We start from the raw sequence: 16846 nt of genomic DNA on the forward strand, positions 1-16846 counted from the left end.
CGCCGGCCTCAAAGATCGACGAAATCGCGACCATCGGTGGAATTGACCCAAAGGGGCGCGACTCGTGCTCGCGACCAAGCTCGACGCGTTACTGCCCACGTCTGTGATTCATCTCTGGAGGTTCTTCGTGCCCGTTGGCTATGTGTTCACTGTGGCGCTTCTGGCCTGGTGCACCTTCTTCGCCGTTGTCGCGCCGCGCCGGCCCCGACCGCTGGCGAGCATGAGCTTCTGGTTCGGCCTGACCCTCAACGAGGTGCCGTTCCTGGGCGTTTTGGCCCTCCTGGCCTCCACGGCACTGGCTGCGGCCCAGGGCGATCTCGAGTCATCGGGCGCCAAGGTGGCGGCCGCAGTGGCGGCCGTCACCGCTGCCGGGCTGTCTGTCTCCGCCTGGCGGGGCCTGCGGACCGATCGGGTGGTCGGGCAGGCACTTGACCAGGGGCTGGGGGCCGACTGGCGGGATCGTGTGCGCGTACCGCTGCGCCGCCACCGGCCCTGGGCCCGCATCCTGCTGCTACCAGGCCTCATGTGGCGGCGTGACGTGGAGCGGATCCCCAACATCAGCTACGGGGGCGCGGGACGCCGGAATCTCCTCGACATCTACCGCCGCCGCGACGCACCGCAGAACGCGCCGGTCCTGATCTACTTCCACGGCGGCCACTACACCGGCGGCGCGAAGAACCGCGAGGCACGGCCCCTGCTGTACCAGCTCGCCAGCCGGGGATGGGTGTGCATCAGCGCCAACTACCGGCTGCGGCCGCAGACTTCTTTCCCCGGCCATCAGATCGATGCCAAGAAGGTCATCGCCTGGGCCCGCGAGTACGCCCCCGCCTACGGCGCCGATCCGTCGAGGCTGTTCCTGGCGGGCAGCTCGGCCGGCTCCAACCTGGCGGCCCTGAGCGCGCTTACCCCGAACGACCCGGCGTTCCAGCCCGGGTTCGAGTCCGCCGACACCTCGGTCACCGCCGCGATCTGCCTCTATGGCTACTACGGCCACTATTTCGGCGAGACGCCCGACCAGGCGCCGTCCCCGAATCAACCATGGGCGTACCTCCACCCCGGCGCGCCGCCGTTCCTCATCGCCCACGGCACCAAGGACGCCCTTGCGTCCGTCGAGGCCGCCCGGGACTTCGCCGGCCGGCTGCGCCACACCTCCTCCAACGCCGTGGTCTACGCCGAGCTGCCCGGTGGTCAGCACGCGTTCGACCTCTTCCACTCCCCGCGTTTCGAGGCGGTCGTGGACGGCGTCGAAGCCTTTGCCGCCTGGGTCCTCGCCGCCCCGCGGCGCGACGGCCTTGCGGTAGCGCAGCACCAGGACGAGGTCGAGGGAGCTCACCGGCCCATCCTGCCGGCCCCGGGTCAGGTGTAGGAGATGGCCGGGGGGCGGTCGCCGCGCAGAGCCCGCCCGATGAACTCGAAGAACCGGTCGGCCTCCGAGCCGAAGGGGTTGTCCGCGACCATGTAGGTCCAGGTGGACGACGGGCGGCGCAGGCCCAGGTCGGCGAGGGTCGTGGCGTCCTCGGACGCGGCCGCGAGGGTGTCCCGGGTGGCGGCGGCGGCCTCGTGGGCGAGGGTGCGGAAGTCGTCGGTGGCGATGAGGTTGAACTCCTCCAGGGGGTCCTGGCGCCCGAGTACCCGCAGGTGGATGCCCTCGCGGAGCTCGGCCAGGAGGTTCAGGTGGCGGGCCCAGGCGCGGTCCAGGTGGTAGAGCGCCACCTCGACCGCGAGGGAGCGCCGGGCCGGGCGGGTCCACCGGCGCGGTTCGTCGGAGCCGGCGGGCCAGATGCGGGTCAGGTAGTCCTCGAGCGCGGCCGGGTCGGCCAGGAGCGCCTCGCGGGTGGTGAGCAGGAGCCGGCGGTGCTGGTCGGTGGCCGTGTGATAGCGGCGGGTGGTGCGGTGCAACTGCAGGAGCTTGCCCTCGGCGACGCGCTGGGCGTGCTCGTACACCTGGCGGAACCTCTTGTCGTTGATCCGGCCGTCCGGGTCCACCGAGCGCGGGTCGAGGCCGATGATCAGGTGCTCGGTCACGACGTCGTCGTCGAGGCTGGTGTAGAACACGGAACGGCCCGGGTCGCCCTGCCGGCCCGCGCGGCCGCGGAGCTGGTGGTCGAGGCGGGCGCTGTCGTACCGCCCGAGGCCGAGCACGAGCAGCCCGCCCGCCGCGGCCGCCCGTGGCGCGAGACGGATGTCGACGCCGCGGCCGGCCATCTGGGTGGACACGGTGACCGCCCCGTGCTCCCCGGCGCGGGCGATGATCGCCGCTTCGGCGGCGTCGTTCTTGGCGTTGAGCACGACCGTGGCGACGCCGCGGGCGGCCAGGAGCTCCGCGAAGCGCTCGGAGTCGGCGACGCTCGCCGTGCCGATGAGCACGGGCTGCCCGGCCCCGTGCGCGGCCTGCACCCGGCCGGCCGCGGCGGCGTCGCGCCGCTCGGCGGTCAGGTACAGCCGGTCGCGCTCGTCGACGCGGATGCCGGGCCGGTTGGTCGGGATCGTTCCGGTGCGCAGGTGCAGGTCCTCCGCCAGGCGTTCGGACGCCTCCAGCGCGGTGCCGCTCATCCCGGTGACGACGCGGTAGCCGCGGGCCACGGTCTCGACAAGCATCTGGTCGAGCACCTCGGCCTGTGCGGTCACCGCGATGCCCTCCTTGCGCTCGATCGCGGCGTGCAGGCCGTCGGGCCACCGCTGACGGTCGGCGACCCGGCCGCGGGCGTCGTTGATCAGACGCACCTGACCGTCGGCCACGATGTAATGCACGTCGCGGTGTACCAGTGCCTGCGCGTGCAACGCCACATGCGCGGCGGTCAGCAGGCCGACGTGGTCCTCGGCGTACAGGTCGTCGACGCCGAAGTGCTCCTCCAGCGCCCGGATGCCCGCCTCGAGCAGTGACACGTTGCGCCGCTCGCCGTCGACCTCGTACTCCACGCCCGCCGTCATCGCCGCCACCGCCCCGGCCAGCGAGGCACCCTCCGGCCGCGGTTCGGCGTCCCCGGCGAGCACCAGCGGGACCATCGCGTCGTCGAGCAGCACCGCGTCGATCTCGTCGATCACCGCCGCGTCCAGCTCCGGCACCAGCCGCTGCGCAGCGGCCGGCCGTTGCCGGTCCCGGAGCAGGTCGAACCCGACCTGGTGCACGGTCGCGTAGACCACGTCGCTGCGGTACGCCGCGTGCCGCGCGGCATGGTCCATGCCGTCGACCACCGCCGCGCACGACAGGCCGAACGCCGCGAACAGCGGCGCCCCCGCGTGGGCATCCCGGCCGGCCAGGTAGTCGTTGGCCGAGAGCACGTGCACCCGCCGGCCGGTCGCGGCCAGCCCGGCCGCGACGAGGAACCCCACCAGCGTCTTGCCCTCGCCGGTCGCCATGTCGACCACACGCTCGCGGAGCATGCTCACCGCCGCCGACAGCTGCACCCCGAAGGGCTCGAGCCCCAGCCGGCGGCGCGCGACCTCGCTCGCCACCGCGACCAGGCCCACCAGGTCGCCGTCGTCGGCGAGGTCCGCCGTCGCCGCCGACCGGGCGCGCTCGAGCAGCGCCTCGTCGCCGAGCCCGTGCAGCGCTGCCCGTTCGCGCAGGACGGCCTCGACCAGCGGGTCGAACCGGCGCAGGTTCGCCGTCCCGGGCTCCTGCCGGAACCGCCGCACCAGTACAAAGGCGCGCCGCCACGACGACGGGTCACGCAACTGCTCCAGCCGGCCCATCACCCCAGGCTAGCCCGGCAGCGACGGCCGTCTACCGGTCTTCGAGCCAGACGACGATGCCGGTCAGGCCGGTGAGGACCGCGGCGGCACCGGCCCGGATCGCCGCGTCGCAGCGCTGGGCCGTGAAGGACGCCGCGTCGTACGTCGAGGAGGCCCCCAGGCCCTCCCCGCGGAACGACGCCCCGGCCCAGTCGACCGCCGTCACGTTGTGGGTCGGCTCGGCGAGCTCGGCACCCACCACGAGGAACGGCTGCGACAGGTGGCTCGCCGTGATGACGGCCAGCGGGTCGACGAGCTCGTTGCCGGCGCTCACGATGAGGTCCGGGTGCATGTCGACGGCCCTGATGATGTCCGGGACCGGGTCGGCGCCCACGGTCACCGTGCGCAGGTCCGCGTGCTCGGCCGCGGCCCACCCCCGCACCGCGGTGACCAGCGCCGTCGTCGGTCCGTCGGTGCCCTTGGTCAGCAGGACCACGCGGTAGCCGCGCGCCGGCTGCACGCCGTCCCACGAGCCGGGGACCGGCGTGATCGTGCCCTCCGGGGTCGGCGGCGCGGACGGGTCGACGAAGCCGGGGCCGAGGGTGCCGACCGGCGACGGCATGGGCCGGGGCTCGGCCCAGCCGTCGGTCCCGGCTCCGCAGCCGGACAGCAGCAGGGCGACCGCCAGGCCGGCCACGAGGCGTCTCACGACACGGAATACCAGCAGACGACCGGCAACCCATTCAACCGGTCGGAGAAGACGTTCTTGATCGGTTCGCCCGGGAAGGGACTGGAGTTCACCTGAGCCCTGCAACGTGACGCCGCGTGTCCCGCCTTGCCGTCGTGGGTTTCGCCGCCGCTCTGGTCGCCCTGCTCTGGAGCGGCCCGGCCGGCGCGCACGGGTTCTCGTCCACTGTGTACGCCGGCGTGACGGCCGCACCGCACGGCGTGCACACGCGGCTGCAGCTCGAGTACGACCTCCTCGTCGTCTCCACCGCCGACGCCGAGCACGACGACGCGCTGTTCCGGGCGGGCACCGCCGCGTTCGAGGCCGGCGACGTCCCGGCCATGGCGGCGGCCCTGAACGCGCACGCGGAGCCGGCCGGCCGGTACGTGACCGAGCGCTTCACCGTTCAGGGCTGCACCGCGGCCCCGGCGCCCGCCTTCACCATGGGCGAGCAGGAGGGCGTGCCGTACGCGACGCTCGAGGTCGACTGGGCATGCCCGCCGGCGAGCAGCCACACCGTGCGCAGCGCCCTGTTCCCGGACGGCGAGGGCTACGTCAAGGACGTCAAGACGATCGTCACGTACGACCTGGACGGCAAGCGCGGCAGCGCCGCCCTGGACGGGCAGCACCCCGCGTTCGACACGAGCCAGGCCTGGTACCAACGGTTCTGGGAGTTCTTCCGCCTCGGCGCCGAGCATCTGCTCACCGGCGTCGACCACATCCTGTTCCTGCTCGCCCTCATCGCCGGCTCCCGGCGCCTGCGCGACATCGTCCTGGCCGCCACGAGCTTCACCCTCGCGCACTCGGTGACCTTCATGCTGGCCGCGCTCGGCCTGGTGGCGGTGCCGGCGGGCGTCGTGGAGCCGGTCATCGCCCTGTCCATCGCCGTGGTGGCCGCGATGAGCGCGGTGAACAAGGAGGTGACCGGCCGGGCCCGGCTCGCCGTCGTGTTCTGTTTCGGCCTCGTCCACGGCCTGGGATTCGCCGGCGCGCTGGGCATCGACGAGCCGTTCTCGTGGACGCTGCTGTGGTCGCTGCTGGTGTTCAACGTCGGCATCGAGGCCGTGCAGCTCGGGCTGATCGGGCTCACCTTCCCGCTGCTGCTCCGGTTACGCCGCAAAGCCCCCATAACCGGACGTTGGGTGACGGGGGCCATCGCCGCGGGCGTCGCGGCCATGGGGTTGGTGTGGTTCTTCCAGCGCCTCTAAATGGGCGTCCGGCTGGCGTTCACGAGGGATTCACGAGCCGGCGAAAGCGTGATCACGCTTTTCCCCTACCCCCATCGGAAAAGGAAAAATATCCGATGAACCACCGCACCTCCCGCGTGGCCGCCGCGGCCACCGCGGCGCTCCTGGGCCTGGCCATGGCCCTCGGCTCCGGCGGTTCCCCCGCCGCGGCCGCGGACCCGGCCACACTCACGGGCGTCATCCTCGGCGTCGGCGCCAACGAGTCCCAGCGGATCGTGACCTGGTACTCCTCGGCCGACACCGCACAGCAGGTCCAGCTGGCCCCGACGGCAGCGCTCACGTCCGGCGAGTTCCCCGCCTCGGCCGCCACCTTCGCGGCCATCGGCGGGGCGAACATCGCCACCAGTGGCGGCTTCAACCGCCACGCCGTCCTGACCGGCCTGCAGGAGAACACCCAGTACTCCTACCGGGTCGGCGGCGACGGCAACTGGTCGCCGGCGTACGCCTTCAAGACGCAGGACTTCGAGGGCGACTACGACTTCCTGTTCTACGGCGACCCGCAGATCGGCTCGTCCGGCGACGTCGCGAAGGACGCGGCCGGCTGGCGCGACACCCTCGACGTCTCCCTGACCGCCAACCCGAACGCCGAGCTGCTGGTCTCCGGCGGCGACCAGGTCGAGACGGCCAACACCGAGTCGCAGTGGGACGCGTTCCTGTCCTCGGACAAGCTGCGGCAGTACCCGTGGGCCGCGACCATCGGCAACCACGACGTCGGCGGTAAGGCCTACGAGCAGCACCTGTTCACGCCGAACACGGACCGCTCGAACGCCCTCTACGCCAACGGCAACCCGGCGTCGAACACGTCCGGCGGCGACTACTGGTACATCTACAAGGACGTGCTGTTCATCGACCTGAACAGCAACTCCTACGCCACCACCACAGGCGGCGGCGGCGACGCGGCACACATCGCGTACGTCACCGACGTCATCAACCAGCACGGCGCCGAGGCCAAGTGGAAGGTGCTCGTCTACCACCACTCGATCTACTCGCCGGCCGACCACGCCAAGGACGGGGACAACAAGACGCGCCGGGTGGACTTCCCGACCGTCTTCTCGAACCTCGGCGTCGACCTGGTGCTGCAGGGGCACGACCACTCCTACTCCCGCAGCTACGAGATCAAGAACGGCGCGAAGGCGAACCCGGACGAGCAGCCCGGCGCGGCCGACGTGTACCCGGGCCCGGGCGGCGTCATCTACGTCACCGGCAACTCGGCGTCGGGGTCGAAGTACTACGACATCACGGCCCCCGACAACAGCGGCACCAGCGGCGCGGGCAACGGCGCCGACCCGCTGAACCCGAACGACTACTGGTACAACTCGGTCCAGAACCAGGAGCACGTCCGCTCCTACGTGAAGGTCGAGGTCCGCGGCGACAAGCTCGTCGTGCAGAACCTCCGCAGCGGCACCTGCGCCGCCCCGAACGCGGCGGTCGAGCTCGGCAAGGTGTCCTGGTGCAACAACACGCCGGCCGGCCAGCCGGTGGGCTCGGTCGTCGACACGGTCACGGTCCACCCGTACCACGGCGACGGCCAGCAGCTGCAGGTCAACGTGCCCAACGCGGCCCCCGGCGAGTTCGGCTGGACCATCGACGGCTACAACGGCCTGGTCAACCTGGGCACCGCGCAGGAGCACAACGGCGAGTACTTCGCCGCGAACGGCAACCTGAACCCGATCGTCGTGTCCGACACGCGCCGCACCCAGGCGCCGTGGACCGTCTCGGCCAGCGTCAGCGACTTCCGTGACGCGAACAAGACGTTCCCCGGCTCGTACCTGGGCTGGACGCCGAAGATCCTCGCCCCCGGCGCGGGCGCCCAGGCCGGCGCCCCGGTCGCGACGGCGTACGACGACCACGGCCAGGGCCTGGCCGTCTCGCGCCAGCTGGGCTACGCCGAGCAGGGCCACCCGAAGGGCACCGCCCAGCTCGGAGCCGGGCTCGACCTGAAGATCCCGGGTGACGTCGAGAAGGGCGAGTACCGCGCCACTCTCACCATCACCGCACTGAGCAGCTGAGAACCGTCGGGGCGGGCCCCGGCCCGCCCCGACCTCCCCGACAGACGAGGTACGCCATGCGCTTCCGAACCATCGCCATCGCCCTCGGGCTGCTCGCCGCCGTCGGGGTCGCGGCCCCCGCGCACGCGGAGGAGGGCGACGTCGCCTGGACCGTGCGGACGGCCTCGAACACCTACGGCGCCGAGCGCTCCAGCTACAGCTACGCGGTCAACCCCGGCGGCCAGGTCAAGGACGCCATGGTGGTGGCCAACCGGGGCAAGGCGCCGCTGAACCTGGCCGTGTACTCCGGCGACGGCTTCACCACCGGCACCGGCCAGCTCGACCTGCTCACCAAGGACAAGCCCTCGATCGGCGTCGGCGCCTGGCTGCACGCCGGCAACGCCACCGTGACCGTCGCGCCGGGCCAGACCGCCGAGGTCCCGTTCACGCTGGACGTGCCGGGCAACGCGACGCCGGGCGACTACGCGGGTGGCATCGTCACCGCGCTCGCCCAGCCGGACTCGGCCCAGGGCATCAACGTCGAGCGGCGTCTCGGCATCGCCGTCAAGCTGCGCGTCGGCGGCGCGCTGCACCCGGCCCTCGCGGTGGAGAACCTGACCGTGGACTTCGGCGGCGGCGACGCCACGGTCACGTACACCATCCACAACACCGGCAACGCGATCCTCTCCGCGGACCAGGACGTCTCGGTGGCCGGCCCGTTCGGGCTCCTGCGCACCGGCGCGGGCACGGTGAAAGCCCCGCCGCAGCTGCTGCCCGGCGAGACGTGGCAGATGACGGTCCCCGTGCACGGCGTGCCGCGCGCCGGCTGGCTCACCGCCCGCGCCTCGCTCACGCCGCGCCTGACCGACGCGTCCGGCTCCACCACGTCGCTGCCGGCCGTCCACGCCGAGGCGCGCACGATGGCCCTGCCGTGGCTGTGGCTGGCCGGGCTCGTCGCGCTGATCGGGATCTTCTTCCTGGTCCGGTACCTCCGGCGGCGCACCCAGGCCCGCCAGGACGCCCGCGTGCGCGAGGCGGTCGACAAGGCGCTTCAGGCCGGCGGCGTCACCGCGTAGACCGCGGCCGAGCGGGGGGAGCGGGTGCCGAGCAGGCCACGGGCATAGACCGCGAAGGTGTACTCCGTCGAGCCCCGCAGGCCGCGCAGGGTCACCTCGGGCCGGGCGGTCGCCGCGACGCGGGACTCGCTCGCGCCGTTGACGGCCACGACGATGTAGGTCGTGCCCGGGGACCGGCGCGGCCACGTCAGGTGCACGCTGTTCGCGGTGACGTTCGCGACCTTGAGCGAGGCTCCCGCGGTACCGTTGCGGAAGGTCGTCGCTTCTCGAGTGTCGGTCGAAATGCCGTTCGGACCCGTGAGGAACCGCTCGCCCCAGGCCGTGCGGCTCGTCGGGTCGAAGTTGTGGACCAGGTCCAGGTAGCTGTAGGGCGTGTCGTTGCCGCTCCAGGACCAGCCGAAGTACCCCACCGAGTGCCCCTCGGCGTAGGCCATGATGGCGTCCTCGTCGGGGTCGCCCCACTCGTGCTCGCCGGAGAACTCGCCGATCACGACCGGCAGGCGGCGCTTGGTGAACGAGCCTAGGTACGCGTTGACCTTCGCCGCGTTGTCGAACTCGCCGTACATGTGGATGTCGAACGCCGTGTTGCCCGTCGGATCGGCGGCGCGCACCTTCTCGGCGTTGTCGCGCATCACGAACGCCTCGTCCTGGCCCCAGCCGGGCGCGTCGACCAGGAGCGTGTGCCGGAACCCGGCCGCGCGCAGGGCCCGGACCGCATCCGACGTCTGCTGTACCCATGGCCAGTCCGCGCCGACGCCGAACGGCTCGTTGGCCACGTTGACGATGATGTGGTCCTCCTGGCCGGCGAGCACGGTGCGCAGCGAGGTCCAGAACGCCACCGCGTCGGCGATCGTCGCGGCCTTCCTGTCCTGGCCGAAGCCGGACGTGTCGTGCGCGTCCAGGATGCAGACCAGCCGCTCCTGCCGGCAGAGGCTGACGATCGTGCGCACCTCTTCCGGTTTGGTACGGCGGAACTGGTGGCCCATCCCGAGGGGCACCCGCACCGCGTTGGCGCCCGCGGCCTTGATCGCCGCGAAGGAGCCGTTCTTGTCCGGGTACCAGATGAAGTCGTGGTTGACCCCGCGCAGCACCAGGTCGCTGCCGTTCGCCTCGACCAGGCGGCCGTTGCGGACCTCGATGCCGTTGGCGGCCTCCGCGGCCTGCGCCGGGGCCTTCAGCAGCACCGCGGAAGCGACGAACAGCAGCAGGACCAGCACGCTCCTCATGGAAGCGGCGCCTACCCGGGCCGCGGCGGGTCTATCTCGCGGCCGGGGTGAACCGGCTGGCGCGGGCGCGCGTGTCTCTACGGCGTATGGGTCGGCGTTGCCGCGGTCGCTGGAAACGTCGGGGCTGACCGGTCGCCGTTCGGCGGCGCCGGCCCATCTTCGCCCTGTTCCAGGGCGTCGGCCACGGCCACCTCGACGACCCGTTCCAGCACCGCGGCCAGCATGCCCAGGGTCTCGTCGTCGAGGCGGTCCAGGAGCCGCCGCTGCGCCTTCGCCCCGCCGTCCATGATCTCGGTGAGGATCTTGCGCCCGGCGGCCGCGAGATGGATGCGGCGGATGCGGCGGTCCTGCTGATCCTCCGTGCGCGTGACGTAACCGTGCACCACGAGCCGGTCAACGATGCCGGACAGCGTGGCCAGGCTCACACCGAGGCGGCGGGTCAGCTCGGCGGAGGCGATGCCGTCGTGCCGAGACAACAGCATTAGCACCTTGAGCTGCTGCATCGTGAGGTTGACTGAGAGCAGCGGGTTGGTCCGGTCGTAGGCGAGCAGGGCGCGCATCCGTTCGTCGGAGGCGGCGACGCGAAGCAGAAGCGCTTCCCTGTGAGTGTTCACAGGAATGTTTTACCCCCTGGATAAATTTTGCGCGAGGCGAACCGTTAGCATCACACGAACTAACGTATGTCTAGCCGATCGGAAGAAGACTCCAGACATGTCGTTCCTCGCCCGGCTCAGTTTGGCGAACCGGGGGCTGGTCGCGATCGTCGCGATCGTCGTCCTGGGCTTCGGCGCCATTGCCATCCCGAAGTTGAAGCAACAGCTCATCCCCTCGATCGACTTCCCGGCCGCCTTCGTGGTCGCGTCCTACCCGGGCGTGTCGCCGGACATCGTCGAGCAGCAGGTGACCGAACCGATCGAGAGCGCGCTGCAGGGCGTGCCCGGCCTGAACGACATCACCTCCACCAGCCGCGAAGGCGTGGCCACGGTGCAGGTTTCGTTCGAGTACGGCTCGTCGATCGACGACATCACCAACAAGATGAACACGGCCCTCGCGCGCATCCGCACGCAGCTGCCGTCGACCGTCGACCCGCAGGTCATCGCGGGCTCGACCGACGACCTGCCGGCCGTGACGCTTGCCGCGTCCCGCTCGGGTGACCAGATCGCGTTCGCGCAGCAGCTCAACCAGGTCGTCGTGCCGGAGCTGCAGGGCATCGAGGGCGTACGCCAGGTCGAGGTGACCGGCGCCGAGACGCAGAACGTGCTCATCACGCTCAACCCGGCGAAGGCCTTCCCGGCCGGGGTCAACGCGCAGACGCTGACCGCCGCGCTCAAGTCGAACGGCGTGTCCTTCCCCGCCGGCACCCTGACCGAGGGCGACAAGTCCCTCGCGGTCCAGGTCGGCGGCACCCTGACCACGCTCGACGAGCTCAAGAATCTCAACGTCACGCCGACCGCGAAGCTCGGCGACGTGGCCACGGTCGAGCTCAAGACGGTCGAGGCGACCTCGATCACGCGGACCAACGGCAAGCCCAGCCTCGGCATCTCGGTCACGGCCTCGCCCGACGGCAACGCCGTGAAGATCTCCGACGCGGTCCGCGGCAAGCTCGCCGACCTCGAGAAGTCGCTCGGCGGCGACACGAAGATCACGGCGGTCTTCGACCAGGCGCCGTTCGTCAAGTCCTCCATCAAGAGCCTGTCCACCGAGGGCGCGCTCGGCCTGCTCTTCGCCGTCCTGGTGATCCTGATCTTCCTGGTGTCGCTGCGCTCGACGCTCGTCACCGCGGTGTCGATCCCGCTGTCGGTCGTCGTCGCGCTCATCGGCCTGTGGGTCGGCGACTACTCGCTCAACCTGCTCACCCTGGGCGCCCTCACCATCGCCGTCGGCCGGGTGGTCGACGACTCGATCGTGGTGCTCGAGAACATCAAACGACATCTCGAGTACGGCGAGGAGAAGGTCCACGCCATCCTCACCGGCGTTAAGGAGGTGACCGGCGCGGTCGTCGCCTCGACGCTGACCACCGTCGCCGTGTTCCTGCCGATCGGCCTCGTCGGCGGCCTGGCCGGCGAGCTGTTCCGGCCGTTCGCGGTCACCATCGCCGTGGCCCTGCTCGCGTCGCTGTTCGTGGCCCTGACCGTGGTACCGGTGCTCGCGTACTGGTTCCTGCGCCGGCCCAAGGCCCTCGGCGCCGAGGAGCGCGAGGCCGTCGAGGCCAAGGCGCTGGAGAAGGAGCGGCGCAGCCCGCTGCAGCGCGCCTACGTGCCGCTCATCTCGCTCGTCACGCGGAGCCGTCTTTCGAGGTGGGCCACCGTCGGCGTCAGCATCCTGGTGTTCATCGGCACGATGGGCCTGGCCACCATGCTGAAGACCAACTTCATCGACCAGTCCGGGCAGACCCAGTTCTCCATCTCGCAGGAGCTGCCGCTCGGCTCCAGCCTGGCCACCACCGACGCGGCGGCCAAGAAGATCGAGGACCTGCTCGGGGCGCGCAGCGACATCGAGGCGTACCAGGCCACGATCGGCGCCTCGGCCGGCTTCGGCTTCGCGGGCGCCCAGTCGGGCAACACGGCCAACTTCTCGGTCACCGCGAAGCACGGCACCGACGTCAACAAGACCATCGACGAGCTGCGCACGCAGGTCACGGCGGCCGGCACCGCCGTCGGCACGGTGAAGATCACCGCCGGCGGCGGCGACTCCGGCAACCAGCTCGAGGTCGTCGTCAAGGCCAACAGCGCCGACGACCTCGCCAAGGGCGCCGGCCTCGTCGAGCAGGCGATGAAGGGCGTCAAGGACAAGAAGACCGACAAGCTCGAGATCTCCGACGTCGAGAGCAACCTCGCCGCGAGCAACCCACGCATCGACGTGAAGGTCAAGCGCGACCAGGCCGCCAAGTACGGCCTGAGCGACGCGGCGGTCGGCGGCATCGTCTCCGCGGCCTACCGCGGCCAGACCCTCACCCAGATGACCATCGACGGCTCGCAGCGCGACCTGGTGCTGCGCTCCGGCCCGGCCCCGGCCTCGCTGGACCAGCTCAAGGCCCTGCAGATCCCGGTCGCGGGCACCCCGCCGGTCGTGCGCCTCGACCAGATCGCCGACGTCGCCCAGGACGCGGGCCCGGTCGCGATCACGCGCATCGACGGCAACCGCAGCGCCTCGGTCACCGGCCGCGCCCCGAGCGACAACCTCGGCCAGGCCTCGACCGACCTGCAGGCCGCGCTCGACGGCCTGACCCTCCCGGCCGGCGTGACCGTGTCCCTGGGCGGCGCGAGCCAGCAGCAGGCCGACACCTTCGGCCAGCTGGGCCTGGCCATGCTGGCCGCGATCGCGATCGTCTTCATCATCATGGTGGCGACGTTCCGCAGCGTGGCCCAGCCGCTGATCCTGCTGGTGTCCATCCCGTTCGCGGCGACGGGCGCGATCATCCTGCTGCTCGCCACGAACACCCCGCTGGGCCTGCCCGCCATGATCGGCGTACTCATGCTCATCGGCATCGTGGTGACCAACGCCATCGTGCTCATGGACCTGATCAACCAGTACCAGGAATCCGGAATGCACGTGCGCGAGGCGGTAATCGAGGGCGGCCGGCGCCGCCTGCGCCCGATCCTCATGACCGCGGTGGCGACGATCTGCGCCCTGCTGCCCATGGCGGTCGGCCTGACGGGGGAGGGCGGCTTCATCTCCCAGCCCCTGGCCATCGTGGTGATCGGCGGCCTGTTGAGCTCGACGCTGCTGACGCTGGTCCTGGTCCCGACCCTCTACACGATGGTCGAGTCGACCAAGGAGAAGCGCCGCCTGCGCCGCGAGGGCAAGCACGCGTCCCCGCTGACGGCCCCGGACCCGGACGGCGGCGACGAGCCGGACGGCCGCCACCGCGTGGACCCGCTGGAGCCGGCACCGTCCCTGTAACACATCTCTGAAGGGCCGGCCGCCTTTGCGCGGCCGGCCTTTCGCTGTGTAATACCGCGACTACTCGACCCCAGATCAACTTGGTGGGGGTGTGTAGCGTGGGGTTTGAGCGGAACGGCCCCGCGGCACGTGCCCCGCCTTTCGCCAACCGGGACGCGCAACGGGGTCTTGCGGAACGGCCACAACGAGTCGACGACGGCCGCACACGCCCGCGCGCGACCACGGGGGCAAGCCTGCCTTTTGCGCGCCGCCTACGGTCACACGGCTCGGGCCGGGCGTGTGGTGCCACGGTTCAGACCTCGACCTGCGGCGCCATGGCTTGGGCCGTGGCTTTGAGTTGGGGTGTGTAGCGCTCCGGCTCGGGCTGCGGTGCGCGTGGCTTGAGTTGGGGTGTGTAGCGCTCCGGCTCGGGCTGCGGTGCGCGTGGCTTGAGTTGGGGTGTGCAGCGCTCCGGCTCCGGCTGCGGTGCCGCGGCTTGAGTTGGGGCGTGCGGCGCCGAGGATTTGGCCGGGGCTCGTGGCGTCACGGTTCTAGCTGGACGTGCGGTGCCACGGCTGGGGCGTGCGACGTCACGGCTTCGGCTGAGACATGCGGCGCCGCGGTACGGCCTTGATGAGCACGTGGCGCGGGCGGGCTTGAGCCTGGTTTTCGCCGCCGACTTCCCGGCCCAGCCCACGGCGGGTGCTTCGGCGCCGGCCTTCGGGCCCGGCCACGGTCTTGCCGGTCGGGCGGTCCTCGGGGCTGGTGACCGCTCGCGGCTTCGGCGTCGTGCGGCGGGTTGAGCTTCGGGCGGCGGCCAAGGTTCGGGCTGGTGAGGGCCTTCCGCTTCGACCTTGAGTGGCCGGATGATCTCGGAGGCGTTGACGGTCCTCGGCTGCGGTGACGACCCTTCGGGCGCTGCCATGGCATTGGCCGCGCCCGAACGATTTCGAAGTGGCGTCCCTCCGCCGGCTTGCGTGAGCCGGCGGAGGGACGCCGTGACCTTTGAAGCTCGCGGCGGTCCTGGAATGCCCGCCCCCTGTTCCGAGCTGCGCGAATTCGGCCGACTGGGGATGCCCCCGAAACCGGTAAATCCGGATAAATGCGCAAAAATCGTAACCGGAGAACCGAGCAAGAGCGTTGAGCGGCGCGAATGGGCGCCGAAGCACAACAGGCTTGCGTAAACAGGTTTGTCACGTAAAGTTGTTTACCATGACCCCCGTCGATGACGATGCGCCACCCGCTTCGGCGGCTGAATCGCTCGCGCTCATTCGTCAGGAGCAGGCCAAGGCCGCCCGCGTCGTCGGGCTCAACCCGCTGCTCTACTACGTGCCGTGGGGGCTGGCCTGGTTCATCGGGTTCGGGCTGCTCTTCCTGCGGTACGGCCCCGACGGCAAGGTGTTCGTCGACCTCCCGGCCTGGCTCCCCCTCGCCAGCCTCTTCGTGCTCATGGCCCTCGCGATGCTCAGCACGATCCTGGTCAGCGCGATCCGCGGCCGGAGCCTCGAAGGGCGCTCGTCGTGGCAGGGCTCGGCGTACGGGTTCGCGTGGTTCTTCGCGTTCGCCGGCGTCGGGACCACGATGAGCCACTTCGCGAAGCTGCTGCCCGAGGCCGAGCGCGGCCTGCTCTGGGCGACCGCGTCGGTGGGGCTCGTCGGCGCGATGTACATGTGCGGCGCCGCGATCTGGCTCTCCCGCGACATGTTCATCTTCGGGGCGTGGCTCACGCTCATCAACATCGCCGGCGTGCTCGCCGGGGCCGGCTGGCACTCGCTGATCATCTCGCTGGGCGGGGGCGGCGGGCTGATCCTGCTCGGGCTGCTGTTCCAGTTCCGGGGCAAACGTGCCTGAGCTCGACCCGGTGATCCACGTGCAGGCGCGCCTGCGCATCATGGCCGCGCTGTCGAGCCTCGGCGACGGCGACCGGATGACGTTCCCGAGGCTGCAGCAGGTCCTCGACATGACCGCGGGCAATTTGTCGGTACACCTGACGAAGCTCGAACAGGCCGGCTACGTCGAGGTCGTCAAGTCGTTCCGCGGCCGCACCCCGACCACCTCCGCGGGCCTGACCAACCGCGGCCGCGTCGCGTTCGACGACTACACCGCCGCGTTACGAGCGCTGATCGACCCCCCGAAGACGACAGAGGAGCCGTAATGCTCGCCCGTGCCATAGAGGTCAGCCGCCGCTACGGCGACACCCTCGCCCTCGACCGCGTGTCCCTCGACATCCCGCAGGGCGGCGTGGTCGGCCTGCTCGGCCCCAACGGCGCCGGCAAGTCGACGCTCATCAACCTGCTCGTCGGGCTGCGCCGGCCCAGCGCCGGCTCGGTCGAGCTCTTCGGCGGCGACCCGCGCCGGCCCGAGAACCGCCGCCGCATCGGCGTGACGCCGCAGGAGACCGGGCTGCCCTCGACCCTGCGGGTCCGTGAATGCGTGGAGTTCGTGGCGCGGCATTTTCCGGATTCGGTACCGACGGCAGAGCTCCTCTCCCGCTTCGGCCTCACCGATGTGGCGAAGCGGCAGACGGGCGGCCTGTCGGGCGGGCAGAAGCGCCGGCTCGCCGTCGCCCTGGCCTTCGCCGGGCGCCCGGGCCTGGTGTTCCTGGACGAGCCGACGACCGGCCTCGACGTGCAGGCGCGCCGCGACCTGTGGAACGCGATCCGCGAGTTCACCGAGGCCGGCAACGGCACGGTGGTGCTCACCAGCCACTACCTCGAGGAGATCGAGGCCCTCGCCGACCGGGTCGTGGTCGTCGGTCACGGCCGCATCCTCGCCGACGACACCGTCGCCGCGATCCGTTCCATGGTCGGCATCCACCGGGTCAGCGTCAGCGCCGCCGACCTGCCCGACCTGCCCGGCGTCGTCGGCGTCGAACAGGCCGACGGCCGCACCTCCCTGCTCACCCCCGACGCCGACCAGCTCGTGCGCGACCTGGTGCACGCCGGGGTGCCCTTCCACGGCCTGCAGGTGCAACCGACCACGCTGGAAGAGGCGTTCCTGACCCTGACGAGCACCGGACGGTAGA

At 71.2% G+C, this 16846-nt stretch carries 12 protein-coding genes; 8 read left to right on the forward strand and 4 right to left on the reverse strand.

The features are described 5' to 3' along the window. The first annotated feature begins 220 nt into the window (after positions 1–220). Complete coding sequence (locus AB0B76_RS06155) at positions 221–1366, forward strand: alpha/beta hydrolase (protein WP_360370089.1); 1146 nt, start codon at positions 221–223, stop codon at positions 1364–1366. Here AB0B76_RS06155 and secA2 read toward each other — a convergent pair. Next, positions 1357–3696 (reverse strand): accessory Sec system translocase SecA2, encoded by a 2340-nt coding sequence (gene secA2, locus AB0B76_RS06160; RefSeq protein ID WP_360370092.1) that lies wholly within the window; start codon positions 3694–3696, stop codon positions 1357–1359. The genes AB0B76_RS06155 and secA2 overlap by 10 nt on opposite strands. A gap of 31 nt (positions 3697–3727) precedes the next feature. Beyond that, positions 3728–4384, reverse strand: coding sequence for a hypothetical protein (locus AB0B76_RS06165; protein ID WP_360370095.1), 657 nt, complete (start codon positions 4382–4384; stop codon positions 3728–3730). A gap of 116 nt (positions 4385–4500) precedes the next feature. Between AB0B76_RS06165 and AB0B76_RS06170 the strand changes: the two genes are divergently transcribed. The 3 genes from AB0B76_RS06170 (at position 4501) to AB0B76_RS06180 (ending at position 8713) form a co-directional block, all read left to right on the forward strand. After that, complete coding sequence (locus AB0B76_RS06170; protein WP_360370098.1) at positions 4501–5610, forward strand: HupE/UreJ family protein; 1110 nt, start codon at positions 4501–4503, stop codon at positions 5608–5610. Positions 5611–5705: 95 nt separating this feature from the next. Next, positions 5706–7658, forward strand: coding sequence for a metallophosphoesterase family protein (locus tag AB0B76_RS06175; RefSeq protein ID WP_360370101.1), 1953 nt, complete (start codon positions 5706–5708; stop codon positions 7656–7658). 56 nt (positions 7659–7714) lie between these two features. Further along, entirely contained in the window at positions 7715–8713 is a 999-nt protein-coding gene (locus tag AB0B76_RS06180; protein ID WP_360370104.1) for a DUF916 domain-containing protein, read from the forward strand. Here the strand turns inward: AB0B76_RS06180 and AB0B76_RS06185 are convergent. Further along, a complete protein-coding gene (locus AB0B76_RS06185) occupies positions 8689–9939 on the reverse strand; it encodes a cellulase family glycosylhydrolase (protein WP_360370107.1) in 1251 nt (416 codons plus the stop codon). The genes AB0B76_RS06180 and AB0B76_RS06185 overlap by 25 nt on opposite strands. 77 nt (positions 9940–10016) lie before the next feature. Then, entirely contained in the window at positions 10017–10553 is a 537-nt protein-coding gene (locus AB0B76_RS06190) for a MarR family transcriptional regulator (protein ID WP_360370110.1), read from the reverse strand. Between the two features lie 97 nt (positions 10554–10650). Between AB0B76_RS06190 and AB0B76_RS06195 the strand changes: the two genes are divergently transcribed. The 4 genes from AB0B76_RS06195 (at position 10651) to AB0B76_RS06210 (ending at position 16845) form a co-directional block, all read left to right on the forward strand. Continuing rightward, the gene (locus AB0B76_RS06195; protein WP_360370113.1) at positions 10651–13842 is read left to right on the forward strand and encodes an efflux RND transporter permease subunit; all 3192 of its coding nucleotides are present in this window, start codon (positions 10651–10653) and stop codon (positions 13840–13842) included. Positions 13843–15033: 1191 nt separating this feature from the next. Then, a complete protein-coding gene (locus AB0B76_RS06200; protein WP_360370116.1) occupies positions 15034–15672 on the forward strand; it encodes a transporter in 639 nt (212 codons plus the stop codon). Next, the gene (locus AB0B76_RS06205) at positions 15665–15976 is read left to right on the forward strand and encodes a transcriptional regulator (RefSeq protein WP_360370119.1); all 312 of its coding nucleotides are present in this window, start codon (positions 15665–15667) and stop codon (positions 15974–15976) included. Before AB0B76_RS06200 ends, AB0B76_RS06205 begins: the two co-directional genes overlap by 8 nt. Continuing rightward, a complete protein-coding gene (locus tag AB0B76_RS06210; protein ID WP_360370122.1) occupies positions 15976–16845 on the forward strand; it encodes an ABC transporter ATP-binding protein in 870 nt (289 codons plus the stop codon). Before AB0B76_RS06205 ends, AB0B76_RS06210 begins: the two co-directional genes overlap by 1 nt. The last annotated feature ends 1 nt before the right edge of the window (position 16846 follow it).

The organism is Dactylosporangium sp. NPDC049140 (assembly GCF_040648435.1).

Bases quoted from the DNA above. Each gene is read 5' to 3' on its own strand.
- AB0B76_RS06155 (WP_360370089.1), top strand. From the start codon at position 221: ATGAGCTTCTGGTTCGGCCTGACCCTCAACGAGGTGCCGTTCCTGGGC.
- secA2 (WP_360370092.1), bottom strand. From the start codon at position 3,696: ATGGGCCGGCTGGAGCAGTTGCGTGACCCGTCGTCGTGGCGGCGCGCC.
- AB0B76_RS06175 (WP_360370101.1), top strand. From the start codon at position 5,706: ATGAACCACCGCACCTCCCGCGTGGCCGCCGCGGCCACCGCGGCGCTC.
- AB0B76_RS06180 (WP_360370104.1), top strand. From the start codon at position 7,715: ATGCGCTTCCGAACCATCGCCATCGCCCTCGGGCTGCTCGCCGCCGTC.
- AB0B76_RS06185 (WP_360370107.1), bottom strand. From the start codon at position 9,939: ATGAGGAGCGTGCTGGTCCTGCTGCTGTTCGTCGCTTCCGCGGTGCTG.
- AB0B76_RS06195 (WP_360370113.1), top strand. From the start codon at position 10,651: ATGTCGTTCCTCGCCCGGCTCAGTTTGGCGAACCGGGGGCTGGTCGCG.
- AB0B76_RS06200 (WP_360370116.1), top strand. From the start codon at position 15,034: ATGACCCCCGTCGATGACGATGCGCCACCCGCTTCGGCGGCTGAATCG.
- AB0B76_RS06210 (WP_360370122.1), top strand. From the start codon at position 15,976: ATGCTCGCCCGTGCCATAGAGGTCAGCCGCCGCTACGGCGACACCCTC.